The 16615-nt window shown below is 72.0% G+C and carries 17 protein-coding genes and 1 riboswitch; of the genes, 10 read left to right on the top strand and 7 right to left on the bottom strand.

Annotated features, from left to right (window positions below; translation table 11 throughout):
• The 5 genes from ACFPQ9_RS04775 to ACFPQ9_RS04755 all read right to left on the bottom strand — a co-directional run bounded on the left by ACFPQ9_RS04775 (position 1) and on the right by ACFPQ9_RS04755 (position 4334).
• Positions 1-1497: an APC family permease gene (locus tag ACFPQ9_RS04775; RefSeq protein WP_380846964.1), complete on the bottom strand. Its 1497-nt coding sequence runs from the start codon at positions 1495-1497 to the stop codon at positions 1-3.
• 112 nt (positions 1498-1609) lie between these two features.
• Positions 1610-2473 (bottom strand): ATP-binding cassette domain-containing protein, encoded by an 864-nt coding sequence (locus tag ACFPQ9_RS04770; protein ID WP_380848420.1) that lies wholly within the window; start codon positions 2471-2473, stop codon positions 1610-1612.
• 59 nt (positions 2474-2532) lie between these two features.
• The gene (cbiQ, locus tag ACFPQ9_RS04765) at positions 2533-3282 is read right to left on the bottom strand and encodes a cobalt ECF transporter T component CbiQ (protein WP_380846960.1); all 750 of its coding nucleotides are present in this window, start codon (positions 3280-3282) and stop codon (positions 2533-2535) included.
• A gap of 3 nt (positions 3283-3285) precedes the next feature.
• On the bottom strand, positions 3286-3636 hold the full coding sequence (locus ACFPQ9_RS04760) for an energy-coupling factor ABC transporter substrate-binding protein (RefSeq protein ID WP_380846957.1): 351 nt from the start codon (positions 3634-3636) through the stop codon (positions 3286-3288).
• Positions 3633-4334: an energy-coupling factor ABC transporter permease gene (locus tag ACFPQ9_RS04755; RefSeq protein WP_380846954.1), complete on the bottom strand. Its 702-nt coding sequence runs from the start codon at positions 4332-4334 to the stop codon at positions 3633-3635. Before ACFPQ9_RS04755 ends, ACFPQ9_RS04760 begins: the two co-directional genes overlap by 4 nt.
• A gap of 30 nt (positions 4335-4364) precedes the next feature.
• Positions 4365-4550: riboswitch (cobalamin riboswitch) on the bottom strand.
• A 100-nt stretch (positions 4551-4650) separates the two neighbouring features.
• Between ACFPQ9_RS04755 and ACFPQ9_RS04750 the strand changes: the two genes are divergently transcribed.
• The 8 genes from ACFPQ9_RS04750 (at position 4651) to ACFPQ9_RS04715 (ending at position 13447) form a co-directional block, all read left to right on the top strand.
• Complete coding sequence (locus ACFPQ9_RS04750) at positions 4651-5484, top strand: M55 family metallopeptidase (protein WP_380846951.1); 834 nt, start codon at positions 4651-4653, stop codon at positions 5482-5484.
• On the top strand, positions 5477-6781 hold the full coding sequence (locus ACFPQ9_RS04745; protein WP_380846949.1) for a M20/M25/M40 family metallo-hydrolase: 1305 nt from the start codon (positions 5477-5479) through the stop codon (positions 6779-6781). The genes ACFPQ9_RS04750 and ACFPQ9_RS04745 overlap by 8 nt, the downstream gene beginning before the upstream one ends.
• A 5-nt stretch (positions 6782-6786) precedes the next feature.
• Positions 6787-8751, top strand: a complete 1965-nt coding sequence (locus tag ACFPQ9_RS04740) for a prolyl oligopeptidase family serine peptidase (RefSeq protein ID WP_380846946.1) — start codon at positions 6787-6789, stop codon at positions 8749-8751.
• Positions 8748-9683, top strand: a complete 936-nt coding sequence (locus ACFPQ9_RS04735) for a S66 peptidase family protein (RefSeq protein WP_380846943.1) — start codon at positions 8748-8750, stop codon at positions 9681-9683. Before ACFPQ9_RS04740 ends, ACFPQ9_RS04735 begins: the two co-directional genes overlap by 4 nt.
• A gap of 141 nt (positions 9684-9824) precedes the next feature.
• The gene (locus tag ACFPQ9_RS04730) at positions 9825-11603 is read left to right on the top strand and encodes a CocE/NonD family hydrolase (RefSeq protein ID WP_380846940.1); all 1779 of its coding nucleotides are present in this window, start codon (positions 9825-9827) and stop codon (positions 11601-11603) included.
• Between the two features lie 57 nt (positions 11604-11660).
• Positions 11661-11915: a LapA family protein gene (locus tag ACFPQ9_RS04725; protein WP_380846937.1), complete on the top strand. Its 255-nt coding sequence runs from the start codon at positions 11661-11663 to the stop codon at positions 11913-11915.
• A 19-nt stretch (positions 11916-11934) separates the two neighbouring features.
• Positions 11935-12483 carry a GNAT family N-acetyltransferase gene (locus tag ACFPQ9_RS04720; RefSeq protein WP_380846934.1) on the top strand — a complete coding sequence of 183 codons (549 nt, stop codon included), beginning with the start codon at positions 11935-11937 and terminating at the stop codon, positions 12481-12483.
• A gap of 64 nt (positions 12484-12547) precedes the next feature.
• A complete protein-coding gene (locus tag ACFPQ9_RS04715; protein ID WP_380848417.1) occupies positions 12548-13447 on the top strand; it encodes an arginase family protein in 900 nt (299 codons plus the stop codon).
• Here the strand turns inward: ACFPQ9_RS04715 and ACFPQ9_RS04710 are convergent.
• A complete protein-coding gene (locus ACFPQ9_RS04710) occupies positions 13438-13785 on the bottom strand; it encodes a VOC family protein (RefSeq protein WP_380846931.1) in 348 nt (115 codons plus the stop codon). The two genes, ACFPQ9_RS04715 and ACFPQ9_RS04710, sit on opposite strands and share 10 nt — an antisense overlap.
• A 97-nt stretch (positions 13786-13882) precedes the next feature.
• Between ACFPQ9_RS04710 and ACFPQ9_RS04705 the strand changes: the two genes are divergently transcribed.
• Positions 13883-14380, top strand: a complete 498-nt coding sequence (locus ACFPQ9_RS04705; RefSeq protein WP_380846928.1) for a phage holin family protein — start codon at positions 13883-13885, stop codon at positions 14378-14380.
• A gap of 5 nt (positions 14381-14385) precedes the next feature.
• Positions 14386-15432: an SDR family oxidoreductase gene (locus ACFPQ9_RS04700; protein ID WP_380846925.1), complete on the top strand. Its 1047-nt coding sequence runs from the start codon at positions 14386-14388 to the stop codon at positions 15430-15432.
• A gap of 16 nt (positions 15433-15448) precedes the next feature.
• On the opposite strand, the gene ACFPQ9_RS04695 is transcribed toward ACFPQ9_RS04700, so the two are convergent.
• Positions 15449-16540: an enolase C-terminal domain-like protein gene (locus ACFPQ9_RS04695; protein ID WP_380846923.1), complete on the bottom strand. Its 1092-nt coding sequence runs from the start codon at positions 16538-16540 to the stop codon at positions 15449-15451.
• Between the last annotated feature and the right edge of the window lie 75 nt (positions 16541-16615).

Below are 16615 nucleotides of genomic sequence, written 5' to 3'. Positions count from 1 at the left end.
TCAGGGCTCCTTGTGACCGGGCACGAGGTCGGGGTCGGCCACCTCCGGACGCTCGGACCAGAAGACGGGGGACACGAAACGCCACACGACCATGAGGACCACCCCTGCGAGGGTGATGCCGATGCCGATGACCAGGGGCGGGCCGAGACCGAACCAGGAGACGCCGCTGTAGGAGTTCGCGGGGTCGGCCATGTCGCCGATCGACTCGACCAGCAGCCAGCCCAGCAGCCCGGCGCCGACCACCGGGCCGAGGCCGATGAGCAGGAAGTTGTGCAGGCTCTCGGTGAGATGGCGGCGGTAGTAGACCGCGCAGGCCAAGCCCGTGAGCGCGTAGTAGAACGCGATCAGCAGCGACAGCGCGGTGAGCGAGTCGAACAGGGCGTTCTCGCTGATCTGGCGCACCACCAGGTACCAGGCGATGGCGATGGCGGCCACCCACCACGTGGACACGTCGGGGGTGCGGAACCGGCTGTGGATGTGCCCGAAGTGCGCGGGCAGCGCGTGTCTGCGGGCCATGGACAGCGCGGTGCGCGAGGCGGGGATGATCGTCGTCTGCGTGGACGCGATCCCGGAGGTCGAGACCGCCAGCAGCACGACCCAGTCCCACGCCCCCATCGCCTCGTCGGCGAGGAGCGCGAAGATGAACTCCTCCTCCTCGGCGTTCTCGGCCAGGAACGCCGGTCCGGCGTAGGCCACCACCGCGTAGGCGACCGACACATAGGTCACCAGCAGGATGACCGTCGACCACACGGCCGCCTTGCCGGGAGCGGTGGCGGAGTTCTCGACCTCCTCGGTGAGGTTCACCGCCGACTCCCAGCCCCAGTAGATGAACACCCCCAGCAGCAGACCCGCCGTCAGCGGGGCGCCGCCGGCTCCGAAGGGATCCAGCCAGCTGAACGCCGGATCGACGGAGTCGAGCGAACTGGTGTCGGCGTAGACCCGGTAGATCGCCACCACGGCGAACGCGAGCAGACAGGCGACCTGCGCGAGGATGAGCACGTTCTGCACCCTGGCCGACACCTCCGTGCCGATCACACACACGGCTGTCATGACGAGGATGACCAGCACTGTGAGCGTCTGGCGCACCCACTCGTTCTCGACCCAGCTGTCGAGGCCGAACGCGAGCAGCGCGAACGTCACCGCGACGTCCGCCAGCGAGCCGACCACCAGGACCCCGGTCATCGTGATGGCCCAGCCGCCGATCCAGCCCGCCCACGGGCCCATCGCCCGGGTGACCCACGAGAAGGTCGTCCCGCAGTCCTGGTCCACCCGGTTGAGGTAGTAGAACGCCGACGCGATCAGCAGCATCGGGACGAACGAGGCCAGCATGACGCCGGGGGCGTAGACACCCACGAGGGCCACGACCGGGCCGATGACCGCGGCCAGCGAGTACGCGGGTGAGGTGGCGTTGAGCCCGATGACGAGGGCGTCGACGAACCCGATCGCATTGGCCTTCAGCCCTTCGGGCGGGCGGGTGTCCTCCGTGGCGTCGGCCATGCTGCCTCACTTCGGTCGTGCGTGACCTCATGAAACAGGCAACCGTGGGGTCCGCCGGGCGTTTGGTGTCCGGTCGCGGGATGTATCACCCGTGTGCCCAACGCGGGGAACCTCAGCCGTCGGCGGGAATCGTCGGGGTGGCGGGCACCGCCAGGGCCGCCAGCTCGTCCGCGTCGCGCGGACCCGGTGCCGAGTCCTCCAGCAGACCGTGCGCGCGCAGCAGTCGGGCCGCCGCGATGCCCCAGGGCAGCCGCAGCCCGGCCGCCCGCAGGAGATCCGTGCGGGCCAGCATCGTGTCCGCGGGCCCGGTGCGGACGCCGGACGGGGTCAGCAGCGCCGCGTCGTCGGCCCAGCGCAGCGCGAGGTCCACGTCGTGGGTGGCCATGACGACGGTGGTGCCGCCCGCGCGCAGCCCGCCGAGGGTGGTGAGCAGCCGCTCCTGCCCATCCGGGTCGAGCCCTGCGGTCGGCTCGTCCAGGATCAGCACACGCGGCCGCATCGCGACGGCCCCCGCGATGGCCGTGCGCTTGCGCTGCCCGTACGACAGCAGATGCGTGGGCCGGTCGGCCAGCCGGGTGATGTCGAGGGCGGCCAGCGCCTCGTCGACCCGTGCCCGCACCTCGGCGTCGGGCAGGCCGAGGTTGAGGGGGCCGAAGGAGACGTCCTGGGCGACCGAGGCGGCGAACAGCTGGTCGTCGGGGTCCTGGACCACGAGCTGCACGGTCGTGCGCAGCCGGGTCAGCCCTTTGCGGTCGTACGTGACCGGCGTCCCCTCGACCGTCAACCGGCCCTCGTGCGGCCTGAGTCCACCGCTCAGCAGCCGCATCAGCGTGGTCTTGCCGCTGCCGTTGCGGCCCAGCAGCGCCAGCGCCCGCCCCTCACGGACGTCGAAGTCGAGGCCGCTGAGCACGACGGGGCCGTCCTCGTAGGCGTAGGCGGCGCCCCGCAGGGCGACGAGGGCGCTGGGCTCGCTCATGGCAGGGCCTTCTCCGGTGCGGGGGTGGGAGTGGTAGGCGTCGGAGGCGGTGGGCTCGCTCATGGCAGGGCCCTTTCCAGTACGAGGGTGAGGGCGGCCAGCGCTGCGAGCAGGGCGCAACTCGCGGTCGTGAAACGGACGGAGACCTTCGCCTCGGGCACCAGGACGCGCAGGGTGCCGTCGTAGCCGCGCCCGGCGAGCCCGGCCTGGAGCCGGGTGGCCCGGTCGAAGGACCGCACGAACGCGGTCGCGCCGAGCCCGGCCAGCGAACGCCAGGTCGCGGCGCGGGTGGTGTGCCCGAGCCGGGCGGCCTGCGCGTCCCGCACCCGGCGCACCGAGTCGAGCAGCAGGAAGCTCATGCGGTACGTCACCAGCGCGACGTCCACGACGGGCGCGGGCACCCCGGCCTTCACCAGCCGGGGCAGCAGGTCCGACATCGGCGTGGTGAACGCGAACAGCAGCACCCCGAGCGAGGCCGCCGAGGTGCGCAGCAGCAGTTCACCGGCGCGCAGCGGCCCGTCGGCGGCGAGGGACACGAAGCCCTGCCCGCCGCCGACCTGGACCAGCAGCGTGGCCGCGCCCGTCACACAGAAGCCGAGCGGCACGCGATACGCCCGCCACAGCCGCCGTCCGGGCACACCCGCCGGGCCCAGCAGCACGGTGACGGCGGTGACCAGGACCAACGCGGCCCCCGGCCAGGGCGGCAGGGAGATCGCGAGCACGGTGAGACCGAGCCCGAGCACGGCCTTGTCCACGGGATGACGGCGGCGCCAGCGACTGCTGTGCGCCGCCGCGTCGATCGGCAGCACCCGTCAGACCTTGTCCGCCTTCGGCTCCCCGCCGGCCCGCTCCCGTTCCAGCGCCCGCTGCTCGCCCTGCCTGCGGCCCCGGTGCAGCCCGAAGTAGTAGGCGAGGACACCGGCGCCGAGCGCGGCCTGGAGGGAGAACAGCGCCGACTCGATCTCACCGGACGGCGGCTCGTACAGCGGTGAGAACCACGGCTCGTAGTCCGGCTCGATCTCGGTGATCGCGGTCTCCGCCTCGCCGTCGGCACCCGTGAACGGCTCCTCCTTGTGGTCGCCGAGGCCCAGGGCCAGCGGCAGCACGGCGAGCGCGGCCACCACGAGCAGCAGCAGGACGTTGATCTTCGTGTTCCTGCTCATCGGGCCACCGCCTCGGTCTCGCTCGCGGACTGCTTCGTGGTGAGGAGCACGCCCAGCCGGGTCAGTTCGCCCTTGCTGGACTGCACCAGCAGCCGCATCACGAGCACCGTCAGCAGGCCCTCGCTCACCGCCAGCGGGATCTGGGTGACGGCGAAGATGGAGCCGAACTTGCCGAGCGCGCCCAGGAATCCGCTGCCCGGGTCGGGGAACGCGAGCGCCAGCTGCACGCTGGTCACGCAGTAGGTGGACAGGTCGGCGACGAACGCGCCGAAGAAGACGGCGACCATCAGCGGCACGTCATAGCGCCGCAGCAGTCTGTAGATCGCGTAGCCCGCCCAGGGCCCGACGATCGCCATCGAGAAGACGTTGGCGCCGAGCGTGGTCAGACCGCCGTGCGCGAGCAGCAGCGCCTGGAAGAGCAGGGTGATGGTGCCCAGGACCGCCATGATCGGCGGCCGGAACAGGATGGCGCCCAGACCCGTGCCGGTGGGATGCGAACAGCTGCCGGTCACCGACGGCAGCTTCAGCGCGGACAGGACGAAGGTGAACGCTCCGGAAGCGCCGAGCAGCAGTGTGCTCTCGGGATGCTCCCTGACCTCACGGGTGAGTGACCGTACTCCGTGTACGACGAACGGCGCGGACGCGGCGCCCCAGGCGACCGCGTGCGCCGGGGGCAGAAAACCCTCGGCTATGTGCATGGCTCAGCAGACCCTCTCCAGCACCTCGTGGATGGTTGACGTGCCTTGGCCGGTCTCCTGGCTGACGGGTACCACCGCCCGTGCTCCGCCTTCCCGGGTCGCAAGGACCCAGTGGCTTGCCCGCGAGGGCCGGAGCCGGACTTCCCGATTCACAGTGGCGAGGGCCGCACCGGCATCACACCGGATTTCCCGTTCACCAAGGCGTGGTGACAGTAGTGCCCGCGACGGGTGGCTGACAAGCACGCCCCAAAGGTGTGAAAGTGGCGTTCGTCCGCTTCGTGGCGGCTTCCCTCCCGGGCGCGTAACGTGATCGGGCATGAAGATCCTCATCAGCGCCGACATGGAGGGCGCCACCGGTGTGACCTGGCCGGGCGACGTGCTTCCCGGCACTCCGCAGTGGGAGCGGTGCCGGAAGATGTTCACCTCGGACGTCGACGCCGCCGTGCTGGGTTTCTTCGACGGCGGAGCCGACGCCGTCGTCATCAATGAGGCGCACTGGTCCATGCGCAATCTGCTGCTCGAACGGCTCGACGAGCGCGCACAGATGCTCACCGGCCGGCACAAGGCGCTGTCCATGGTCGAGGGCGTGCAGCACGGTGACATCGACGGCATCGCCTTCGTCGGCTACCACACGGGCGCCGGCATGGAGGGTGTCTTCGCGCACACCTACCTCGCGAACCAGATCACCGGCGTGTGGCTGAACGACGTGCGGGCCAGCGAGGGCCTGCTGAACGCGCACGTCGTCGCCGAGTACGGCGTACCGGTGGTGCTCGTCACCGGCGACGATCTGGCCTGCGAGGACGCGCTCGGCTATGCGCCCGAGGCGCTGAAGGTCGCGGTCAAGGACCATGTCTCGCGGTACGCCGCCGTGTGCCGTACGCCGGCCAGGACCGCCGCCGACATCCGCGCGGCGGCCAAGGAAGCGGCGGGGCTGGCGGTCCGTCACCCACCGGTCGACGGCGGCCCGTTCACCGTCGCGGTCGAGTTCGACGCCGAGCATCTGGCGATGGCCGTCACCGTCGTTCCCGGCGTCGAACGTATCGGCGAGCGCAAGGTGGCGTACACCAGCGAGCGAATGTACGAGGGAATCCGTACCTTCAAGGCGGTCACCACGATCGCCTCGGCCTCGGTGGAGGAGCAGTATGGCTGACGGGCAGGCACTGGACGAAGTCGTCACGTTCACCTCCGACCTCATCCGTATCGACACGACCAACCGCGGCGGCGGCGACTGCAGGGAGCGCCCCGCCGCCGAGTACGCCGCCGCGCGACTGACCGAGGCGGGCCTGGACCCCGTCCTGCTGGAGCGCACCGAAGGCCGGACGAACGTCGTCGCCCGTATCGAGGGCACCGACCCGTCGGCGGACGCGTTGCTGGTGCACGGTCACCTGGACGTGGTGCCCGCGCAGGCCGACGAGTGGAGCGTGGACCCGTTCTCGGGGGAGATCCGCGACGGCGTCGTGTGGGGTCGGGGCGCGGTCGACATGAAGAACATGGACGCGATGATCCTGGCCGTCGCGCGGTCCTGGGCCCGTGAGGGCGTACGGCCCCGCCGGGACGTCGTGATCGCGTTCACCGCCGACGAGGAGGCCAGTGCCGAGGACGGCTCCGGCTTTCTCGCCGACCGGCACGCCGGGCTGTTCGAGGGCTGCACCGAGGGGATCAGCGAGTCCGGTGCCTTCACCGTCCACGACGGCAGCGGGCGGCAGATCTACCCGCTCGCCGCGGGCGAGCGCGGCACCGGCTGGGTCAGGCTCACCGCCCGCGGGCGGGCCGCGCACGGCTCACGGCCCAACCGGGAGAACGCGGTCACCCGTCTCGCCGCGGCCGTCACCCGCATCGGCGCCCACGAGTGGCCGATCCGGCTCACCCCCACGGTCCGCGCCGCGCTCACCGAACTCGCCGCGCTGTACGGCCTCGACGCCGACCTCGACGACGTTGACGGTCTGCTCCACAAGCTCGGCCCGGCGGCCAAGCTGGTGGAGGCCACCGTCCGCAACAGTGCCAACCCGACCATGCTGAACGCCGGTTACAAGGTCAACGTCATCCCCGGGGAAGCCGTGGCTTACGTCGACGGCCGCTATCTACCGGGCTACGAGGACGAGTTCCGTGACACCCTTGACCAGCTCACCGGACCTGACGTGAACTGGGAGTTCCACCATCACGAGGTGGCCCTCCAGTCGCCCGTGGACTCGCCGACGTACGCCCGGATGCGCGCGGCCGTAGAGGAGTTCGCACCCGAGGGGCACGTCGTGCCGTACTGCATGCCCGGCGGTACCGACGCCAAGCAGTTCTCCCGGCTCGGCATCACCGGCTACGGCTTCTTACCGCTGAAGCTGCCGGAGGGCTACGACTACGGGGCCATGTTCCACGGCGTCGACGAGCGGGTGCCCATCGAGGCACTGCACTTCGGCGTCCGCGTGCTCGACCGTTTTCTGCGTACGGCCTAGGGGAGTTGGGGGAGACAGTGCGGACGCTGGCGTACGGTTCCTGGCCCTCGCCCATCGACGCGGCCGTCGCCGCGGCGCACGAGGGGCGGCCCGACTTCGTGGGCTTCGTGGGGGAGGAGGCGTGGTGGACCGAGGCCCGGCCCGCCGAGGGCGGCCGGCGCACGCTGGTGCGGCGCCGGGCCGACGGCGGCGAGGAGTCGGTGCTGCCCGCCCCCTGGAACGTACGCAGCCGAGTCATCGAGTACGGCGGGCAGCCGTGGGCCGGCGCGGTCGCGGACGGGCGGCCGCTCGTCGTCTTCGTCAACTTCGCCGACCAGCGGCTCTACCGCTACGAGGAGGGCGACGAGCCGCGTCCGCTCACCCCCGTGTCCGGTGTGGGCGGCGGACTGCGCTGGGTGGAGCCGCAGCTGCGGCTCGACCTCGGTGAGGTGTGGTGCGTGCTGGAGGAGTTCACCGGATCCGGCTCCACCGAGGTGCGGCGCGTTCTGGCCGCCGTCCCGCTGGACGGTTCGGCGGCCGGGGACCGCGGCGCCGTACGCGAACTGACCGACGACAGACGCCGGTTCGTCACCGGGGCGCGGATCTCGCCCGACGGGCGGCGGGCGGCATGGCTCACCTGGGACCATCCGCGGATGCCCTGGGACGGCACGGAACTGCTGGTCGCCGATGTCACGGCGGACGGCACCCTCGGCAGCGCGCGGACCGTCGCCGGCGGACCGCGGGAGTCGATCGCCCAGGTGGACTGGTCGGCGGACGGGCGGTTGCTGTACTCGAGCGACCGCAGCGGCTGGTGGAACCTCTACCGCGACGGCGTACCGCTGTGCCCGCGCGAGGAGGAGTTCGGCGGCCCGCTGTGGCAGCTCGGCCTGCGCTGGTTCGCGCCGCTGGCGAGCGGGCTGGTCGCGGTCGTGCACGGCCGTGGGGCGACCGCGCTCGGGGTGCTCGACCCGGAGACCGGCGAGATCGTCGACGCGGCCGGCCCCTGGACCGAATTCGCGCCCACGCTCGCGGCGCACGGCGAGCGGGTCGTCGCCGTCGGCGCCAGCCCGCGCAGCGCCTACGAGGTGACCGAGCTGGACGCCAGTACCGGTCGCACCCGGGTGATCGGGGCCGCGCACGACGACGCCGTGGACCCCGCCCACTACCCCGAGCCGCAGATCCGCACCTTCACCGGCCCGGGCGGACAGGACATCCACGCGCACATCTACCCGCCCCACAACCCCGGCTGCGTCGCCCCCGACGACACCCCGCCGCCGTACGTCGTCTGGGCGCACGGCGGCCCCACCTCGCGGGCGCCCCTCGTGCTGGACCTGGCCATCGCCTACTTCACCTCCCGCGGCATCGGTGTCGCCGAGGTCGACTACGGCGGCTCCAGCGGCTACGGCAGGGAGTACCGCGACCGGTTGCGCGAGCAGTGGGGCGTGGTCGACGTCGAGGACTGCGCGGCCGTCGCGCTCGCCCTCGCCGACGAGGGCACCGCCGACCGGGAGCGGCTCGCCGTCCGGGGCGGCAGCGCGGGGGGCTGGACCACCGCGGCCGCGCTCACGACGACCGACGTCTTCGCCTGCGGCACGATCCTCTACCCGATCCTCGACCTGGCAGGCTGGGGCACCGGCGAGACCCATGACTTCGAGTCCCAGTACCTGGAGTCCCTGGTCGGACCGCTCGCCGAGGTGCCGGCACGGTACCTGGAGCGCTCGCCCGCCGAGCACGCCGAGCACCTCACGGTGCCGTTCCTGCTGCTGCAGGGCCTGGACGACGTGATCTGCCCGCCCGCCCAGTGCGAGCGGTTCCTCGCCCGGATGGAGGGACGCCGAGTGCCGCACGCCTATATCGCCTTCGAGGGGGAGGGCCATGGATTCCGCCGGGCGGAGACGATGGTCCGCGTCCTGGAGTCGGAACTCTCCTTGTACGCACAGGTCTTCGGGCTGAACCCGCCCGGAATCCCGAAGCTGGAGCTCGCCAAGTGACAGAGCCCGTACGGCCGCTCGTGCGACCGGCCCGACTCGCCGCCGGCGCCCGCGTGGCAGTCGTCGCCCCCAGCGGGCCCGTGCCCGAGGAGCGGTTGGAGGCCGGACTCGACATTCTGCGCGGCTGGGACCTCGACCCGCTGGTGGCACCCCATGTGCTCGGCCGGCACGGCACGTTCGGCTACCTCGCGGGGACGGACGCCGACCGGGCCGCCGATCTCCAGGGCGCCTGGTGCGATCCGTCCGTCGACGCCGTGCTGTGCGCCCGGGGCGGCTACGGCGTGCAGCGGATCGTCGACCTGCTCGACTGGGACGCGATGGCCCAGGCCGGACCGAAGGTGTTCGTCGGCTTCAGCGACATCACCGTGCTGCACGAGGCCTTCGCCGGGCGCCTCGGCCTGACGACACTCCACGGGCCGATGGCGGCCGGCGCCGACTTCATCAAGAACACCCGGGCCCAGGAGCATCTGAGGGCCACGCTCTTCGACCCGGAGTCCGTGCGCACGATCGCCTCCACCGGCTCCGCGCTGGTGCCGGGCCGGGCGCGCGGTGTGACGCTCGGCGGCTGCCTCTGCCTGCTCGCCGCCGAGGCGGGCACCCCGCACGCCCGCACCTCCGCGCGCGGCGGTCTGCTGTGCCTGGAGGACGTGGGCGAGGAGACGTACCGCCTCGACCGCTATCTCACCCAGTTGCTGCGCGCCGGTCTGTTCGAGGGCGTGCGCGGGGTGCTGCTCGGGTCGTGGCAGGAGTGCGAGCCGTACGAGCGGGTGCGTGCGCTGCTCCTGGACCGACTGGGTGGCCTCGGTGTGCCCGTTGTGGAGGAGTTCGGGTTCGGGCACTGTGAAGGGGCGCTGACCATTCCGTTCGGGGTGAGCGCCGAACTCGACGCCGACGCGGGGACGTTGACGCTCGATGAGCCCGCACTGCGCTGAACCCGATTCACTGAATATCCGTCAAGAAACCTCCGTCACGGCGATTGACCTCGCCTGACACGTGTCACACCATGACAACCGGCCAGTACTTACTGGTCGGTATGCAGGGCTGTCCCGACGTGCCTCAGTGTGGAGGTCCCCGTGTCCCGTCGTGTGCCCAGATTCCGAGCCCCTCTCGCTCTCGTCCTCGGCGCCACGCTCACCGCACCCCTCGCGCTCACCGCACCGGCCGCCGCAGCGACCGGCCAGTACACCGTCACCGCCCTGAAGTTCACCGTCCAGGCGGGCGGCCGCACCTGCACCGTCGACGCCGATCTGTACCGGCCCGCCGGCGTGGACCGGGCCCGTCCCGCACCCGCCGTCGTCGCCACCAACGGCTTCGGCGGCAGCAAGTCCGACGGCTCGACCGACGTCATCGGCAAGTCCTTCGCCGAGCGCGGATACGTCTCCCTCGTCTACTCCGGGCTCGGCTTCGGCAGGTCCGGCTGCCCGATCTCGCTCGACGACCCCACCATCGACGGCGTCGCCGCCTCCGGGCTGATCGACTTCCTGGGCGGCGGGCGCGCCGCCGACGACGGTACGAAGGTCGACTACGTCACCCTCGACGCCCCGGGCGACCCGCGCGTCGGCATGGTCGGCGGCTCCTACGGCGGTGCCGTCCAGCTCGCCACGGCCGCCGTCGACCGGCGCCTGGACGCACTGGTGCCGATGATCACCTGGAACGACCTGGCGTACTCCCTCGACCCGAACAACGCGGTCGGCAGCGGCGGCGTCCCCGGCTCCTTCAAATGGCAGTGGGCCAACGGCTTCTACCTGATCGGCGAGGGCCAGCCCCTGCTGGAGCCCAACCTCGACCCCTCCCGCATCAACTCCCTGGCCTGTCTGCACTTCGTCACCAAGGCCTGCGACACCATCCGCACACTCAACTCCGGCCGCTACCCGGCGAAACAGACCGCCGACCTGCTCGCCTACGCGCGCAGCGTCTCACCGGTGTCGTACCTGCACCGCGTCAAGGCACCCACCCTCCTCGTCCAGGGCCAGGCCGACAGCCTCTTCAACCTCAACGAGGCGACGGCGACGTACCGAACCCTCAAGGACCAGGGCACCCCGACCAAGATGATCTGGCAGTCCTGGGGCCACAGCGGCGGCCTCACCGACCCCGCCGCGGGCGAGCTCAACCTCGGCCAGGGCAACCTGGAGACCAGCTACGTCGGCCGCCGCGTCCTCGCCTGGTTCGACCACTACCTGCGCGGGCACACCGTCGACACCGGACCTGCCTTCGCCTACTACCGCGACTGGATCACCGACCCGGACCACACCTACGCCACCGCAGACCGGGTCCCCGCCCTCAGCCGGACGCTCTACCTCTCCGGCGACGGCAAGCTCGTCGACAACCGCGCCAAGGTGAGGCGCGGCAGCCGTACGTACACGAACTGGCTCGTCCCCACCAGCCACTCGGAGAGCTCGCTCGCCGCACTCCTCGGCCTCCCGGACCGGGCGCCCCACGACACCCCGGGCACCTACCTCGCCTGGACCGGTGAGCCGCTCACACGCACCACCGACGTCGTCGGCGCGCCCCGGGTCACCCTGCGGGTGGTCTCCCCGAAGGCCGAGCGGACCCAGCACTCCGGGGACGCCGCCGACAAGCTCGTGCTCTTCGCCAAGCTGTACGACATCGCCCCCGACGGCACCCGCACCCTGGTGCACCGGCTGGTCGCACCGGTGCGGGTGCCCGATGTGACCAGGAGCTTCACCGTGACGCTGCCCGGGATCGTGCACCGGTACGAGCAGGGGCACCGGCTGCGGTTCGTGATCGCGGCGAGTGACGACGCCTACTTCGGGAACCGGGGCATCAAGCCGGTGACCGTGGTCAGCGCGCCCCAGGACACGGGGGTGCTCCGGCTGCCGGTGATCGGATAGCGCCCCGGCGGGCCGCTCACCGTGCGTGATCGCCACTTCGGGAGCATCCTTGGTGGTATGACCGCGAAGACGTCGGAGAGCGGCACGAAGGCCGGCGGGAAGCGGGGTGGTCTGGCCGGGGCGATGACTCCTGGCCGGATCGCCGTGCTGGTGCTCGCCGTCCTCTCGTTGATCTTCATCTTCGAGAACACCCGCAGTACCGAGATCCGGCTGCTGATCCCCCTGGTGACGATGCCGCTGTGGCTGGCGCTGCTGGCCATGGGCATCATCGGCGCACTGTTCGGCGGGTACATCATGCGACGGCGCCGTTAGCGGGTCGTAGGCTGGCGCAATGCCGCACCCCTCGTCCCGCTACCTTGCCGAAGGCCCCCGTGTGGGCATACGCCACTTCACTCACGAGGACGCAGCCGAGTTCACCGCGCGTGCCCGGGAGAGCAAGGAACTGCACCATCCTTGGCTCTTCCCGCCGGACGGCAACGCCGCGTACGCCGCCTATGCCGGGCGGCTGATCGAGGATCCGACCAAGGCGGGTTTCCTGGTCTGCTCGAAGGACGACGGCGGGGGGATCGCAGGGTTCGTCAACATCAACAACATCGTCGAGGGCGCCTTCCGGAGCGGCGCCCTCGGCTACGGCGCCTTCGCCCACGCGGCCGGCCGCGGTCTGATGCGGCAGGGTCTGGACCTGGTGGTGCGCCACGCCTTCGGCCCGATGCGGCTGCACCGGCTGGAGATCAACGTCCAGCCCGCCAACACCGGCTCCATCGCCCTCGCCCGCGCCTGCGGGTTCCGCCTGGAGGGCTTCTCGCCGAACATGCTCTTCATCGACGGGGCCTGGCGTGATCACGAACGGTGGGCGATCACCGCCGAGATGCGGCCCTGAAGCCGGCCTTCACCGTGACGTCATGGCATTGAGTGCCGACTTCGTGTCGGAGAGGATGGGGCGCATGCGGAACATCGTGGTGCTCGACGCCCCCTCCAACTTGGGCCTGCGCCCGCCGGCCCCGGGCACCGTGCCCGGCTGCCACAAGCTCGCCGGCGCGTTGCGGGAACAGCGGATCGTGCGGCGGCTGCGGGCGCTGGAGGGTGGGGTCGTGGTGCCGCCGCGCTACGACCGCGGGGACTGGCAGGAAGGCGACGGCGTCTTCAACGCGGCCGCCCTCGCCTCCTACACCCGCAGGCTCGCCGACCGCATCGAGGGGCATGTGCGCGCCGGGGACTTCCCGCTCGTGCTCGGCGGCGACTGCTCGATCAACCTCGGCGCGGCCCTCGCGCTGCGCCGCGCCGGCCGGTACGGGCTGGCCGTCGTGGACGCCTCGCCCGACTTCCGGCACCCCGGCAACTCCGACCGGGTCGGCGCGGCCGGCGGCGAGGAGGTCGCGCTGGCCACCGGGCGCGGGCAGGACGACCTGACGGACCTGGAGGGGCTGAAGCCGTATCTGCGGGACGAGGACCTGCGGTACTTCGGCATCCGCGACTGCTTCGAGGAGGACCGTGCCGAACTCGCCGACCTGAAGATTCCCACGGTGACCGTCGGGGACCTGCGCGAATGGGGCGCCGAAACGCTGGCGACCGTCACCCGGCAAGCCTTCGAGATCCCGGAACTGGACGGTTTCTGGGTGCACTTGGACGCCGACGTCCTCGACCCGTCCGTCATGCCCGCCGTGGACAGCCCCGATCCGGACGGCCTGATGCCCGACGAACTGGTCGCGCTGCTGCGGCCGTTGCTGGCCTCCGAGCACTGCGTCGGCCTCAACGTCACCATCTACGACCCCGATCTGGACCCGGAGGGCACGGCCGGGGCGCTGCTCACCGATGTGGTCGTGTCGGCCCTGGGCTACGCCTGACGGTCCACGTACTCGTAGATCGCCCCGTCCGGGTGCATCGCGATCAGATTGCGCCCGGCGGGAGTCGCCACCGGTCCGGCGACGATGTGCGCGCCCAGCTCGCTGAGCACCTGGCGGGCCTCCTCGACGTCCTTGACGGCGATCGTCGCGGCGACCTTGCGCAGCACCTCCAGCTCGGCGGCGGGGCCGCTCATCAGCAGGAAGCAGCCGACCGCGGCCACCTGCACGCCACCGCGCTCGAAGCGCAGCGCCGTGCCGCCCGCCAGGCGTTCGTAGAAGGGGACCGCGGTCTCCAGGTCGTCGACGCATACGCGCAGCGTGGCTCCCAGAATGTCCATGCGGGAAGCCTAGTTGGCAGCGGCCGGACACGGAGATCGTTTCACGCGATCCCCGCACTCTCCGTTACGCCGGTGCCGGCAGGGGTACCCGGCGTCCATGGATCGCTTGGATCATCTTGAGCATCTGGACAAGGAACTGGTCGACGAGCTGGCGCAGGTGGCGCGGGAGACCGTGCGCGACGAGCTGCGTGAGCAGACGCGCCGGCAGCGCCGCCGGGCCGTGCTGTACGCCGGGTCCGGAGCCGTCGCCCTGTACGCGGGCGCGGCCCTCGCGCTCGCGCTGGGGCTCGGCCTCGCCGCCGCGCTGCCCGACTGGGCGGCCGCGCTGATCACCGCGGTGATCCTCGGCGCGCTGGCCTATCTGCTGCGCGGCGCGGCACGGCCGTCGGCGTCCCGGCCCACGCCGGACGCGGCGGAGGCCGCACACGGGCGCACCCTCGGCGGCACGGCGCCGGGCACCCCGCCCAGCGGGCTCGGCATGCCGTATCCGCCGATGCCGCCCGCACCGCCGGAGGCGGGAGCACCGGGCACGGCCGGGACGCCGCCCCCGCACCCGGACGACATCGACCCCGAGCAGCCGCACCACCGGGCGTGACCGGGATGCGCCGACCGAGGCCGAGGGCCCTGCCGAAACACGGCAGGGCCGTCGTCGTGACCGGGGCCAGCGGCGGCGTGGGCCGCGCGACGGCCCTCGCCTTCGCCGCGCGGGGCGACCGGGTCGCCCTGCTGGCCCGCGGGCGCGAGGGCCTCGCCGCGGCGGCGGACGACGTGCAGCGGGCCGGCGGCGAGGCCCTCGCCGTGCCGGTGGACATGGCCGACGCCAAGGCCGTCGAGGACGCGGCCCAGCAGGTCGCCGACACCTTCGGGCACATCGACATCTGGGTCAACAACGCCTTCGCCGGGATCCTCGCGCCGTTCACCGAGATCAGCCCGGACGAGTTCCGCAGGGTGACCGAAGTGGCCTATCTGGGCTATGTGTTCGGCACCCGGGCCGCCCTGCGGCACATGCTGCCGCGCGACCGGGGCACGGTCGTACAGGTCGGCTCGGCGCTCGCCTACCGGGGGATCCCCCTGCAGTCGGCGTACTGCGGGGCCAAGCACGCCATACAGGGCTTCAACGAGTCGCTGCGCTGTGAGCTGCTGCACCGGGGCAGCGGGGTGCGGACGACGATGGTGCAACTGCCGGCCGTCAACACCCCGCAGTTCGACTGGGTGCTGAACCGGCTGCCCGGACGGGCCAGGCCGGTGGCGCCGGTGTACCAGCCCGAGGTCGCCGCCCGTGCGATCGTGCACGCGGCCGGGCACGGGCGGAGGCGGGAGTACTGGGTGGGGAGTTCCACCGCGGCGACGCTGATCGCCAACGCCGTCGCTCCCGGCGTGCTGGACCGCTATCTCGCCAGGACCGCGTTCGAGGCCCAGCAGGACGGTGGCGTCGCCGAAGCCCCGATGGGCGCGGGGAATCTGTGGACTCCGGCCGACGGGCCGCACGGACGGGACTTCGGAGCCCACGGACGCTTCGACGAGGAGTCGCGTCAGGGCGGCCCTCAGCAGTGGCTGTCCCGCAACCGCACCAGGCTGGGCCGGACGGTCGCGCTCGGCGCCGGAGCACTGGCGGCACGGCGGCTGACCCGCCTCGCCCGCCGCTGAAGCCCGGCCGCCACCGTCAGGCGACCCGGTACTGCTCCATCTCCTCCGTCCGCAGTGTCAGTCCGTGCCCGAGGCCCTGGACCGGGGCGACCGTGCCGCCCGTCGGGTCCAGGGCGCCGGTGAAGAACATGTCCTCCAGGCGCACATGGTCGTGGAACCACTCGATGTGCCGCAGATTGGGGACCGCGGCGGCCACGGCGGCGTGGGCGTGCGGGGCGCAGTGGGCCGAGACCTCCAGACCGTGGGCCTGGGCGAGGGCGGCGGCGCGCAGGAACTCCGTCGGACCGCCGCAGCGGGTGGCGTCGATCTGCAGGCAGTCGACCGCGCCGGCCGAGATCATCCGGGCGAAGTACGGCAGGTCGTAGCCGTACTCACCGGCCGTGACGTCGCACGGCAGGCTGTCGCGGACCAGGCGCAGGCCCGTCAGGTCGTCGGAGGACACCGGCTCCTCGAACCAGCCCACGTCGTGCTCGGCGAGCGCGTGGCCGACACGGACCGCCTGCTTTCGGGTGTAGGCGCCGTTGGCGTCCACGTACAACTCGGCCTCCGGACCGATCACTTCGCGTGCCGTGCGCACGCGGTCCAGGTCGCGCGGGGCGGCGTGGCCCCAGTCCTCGCCGATCTTGATCTTCACGCGCGGAATGTGCTGACCGTGCACCCAGCCGTTGAGCTGCGCGGCCAGATGCTTGTCGTGGTACGTCGTGAAGCCGCCGCTGCCGTAGACGGGGACGCGCTCCCGGCAGACCCCCAGCAGCCGCGCCAGCGGCAGTTCCAGCAGCCGGGCCTTGAGGTCCCACAGGGCGATGTCCAGCGCCGAGATCGCACATGCGGCGACGCCCGGCCGGCCCGCGTTGCGGATCGCGCGGCCCATCGCGTCGTGCGCCGCCGGGATGTCCAGGGCGCCCCGGCCCTCGATCAGCGGAGCGAGATGGTCGCGCAGGAAGTCACCGACCGCCGCCGGGCCGTACGTCCAGCCGGTGCCGGTCTCGTCGCCCGAGCTCACCTCCGCGATCACGACGGTCGTGGAGTTCCAGCCGAGGGTGCCGTCCGCCTCGGGGGCGTCGGTGGGCACCGTATAGACGGAGACGACGGGCAGGCGGAGTTTCATCGCACCGGTCCGTCCCCCGCCGTGCTTGCCGTGACCTGGCCGTACGCGGGCATGCGGGACACCTCCGGGACAGCC

This window comes from Streptomyces coerulescens, assembly GCF_042657965.1.
GTDB lineage: Bacteria > Actinomycetota > Actinomycetes > Streptomycetales > Streptomycetaceae > Streptomyces > Streptomyces coerulescens.
The sequence above is the reverse complement of the archived record's forward strand: the minus strand, read 5'-3'. Positions and strand labels throughout refer to the sequence as shown.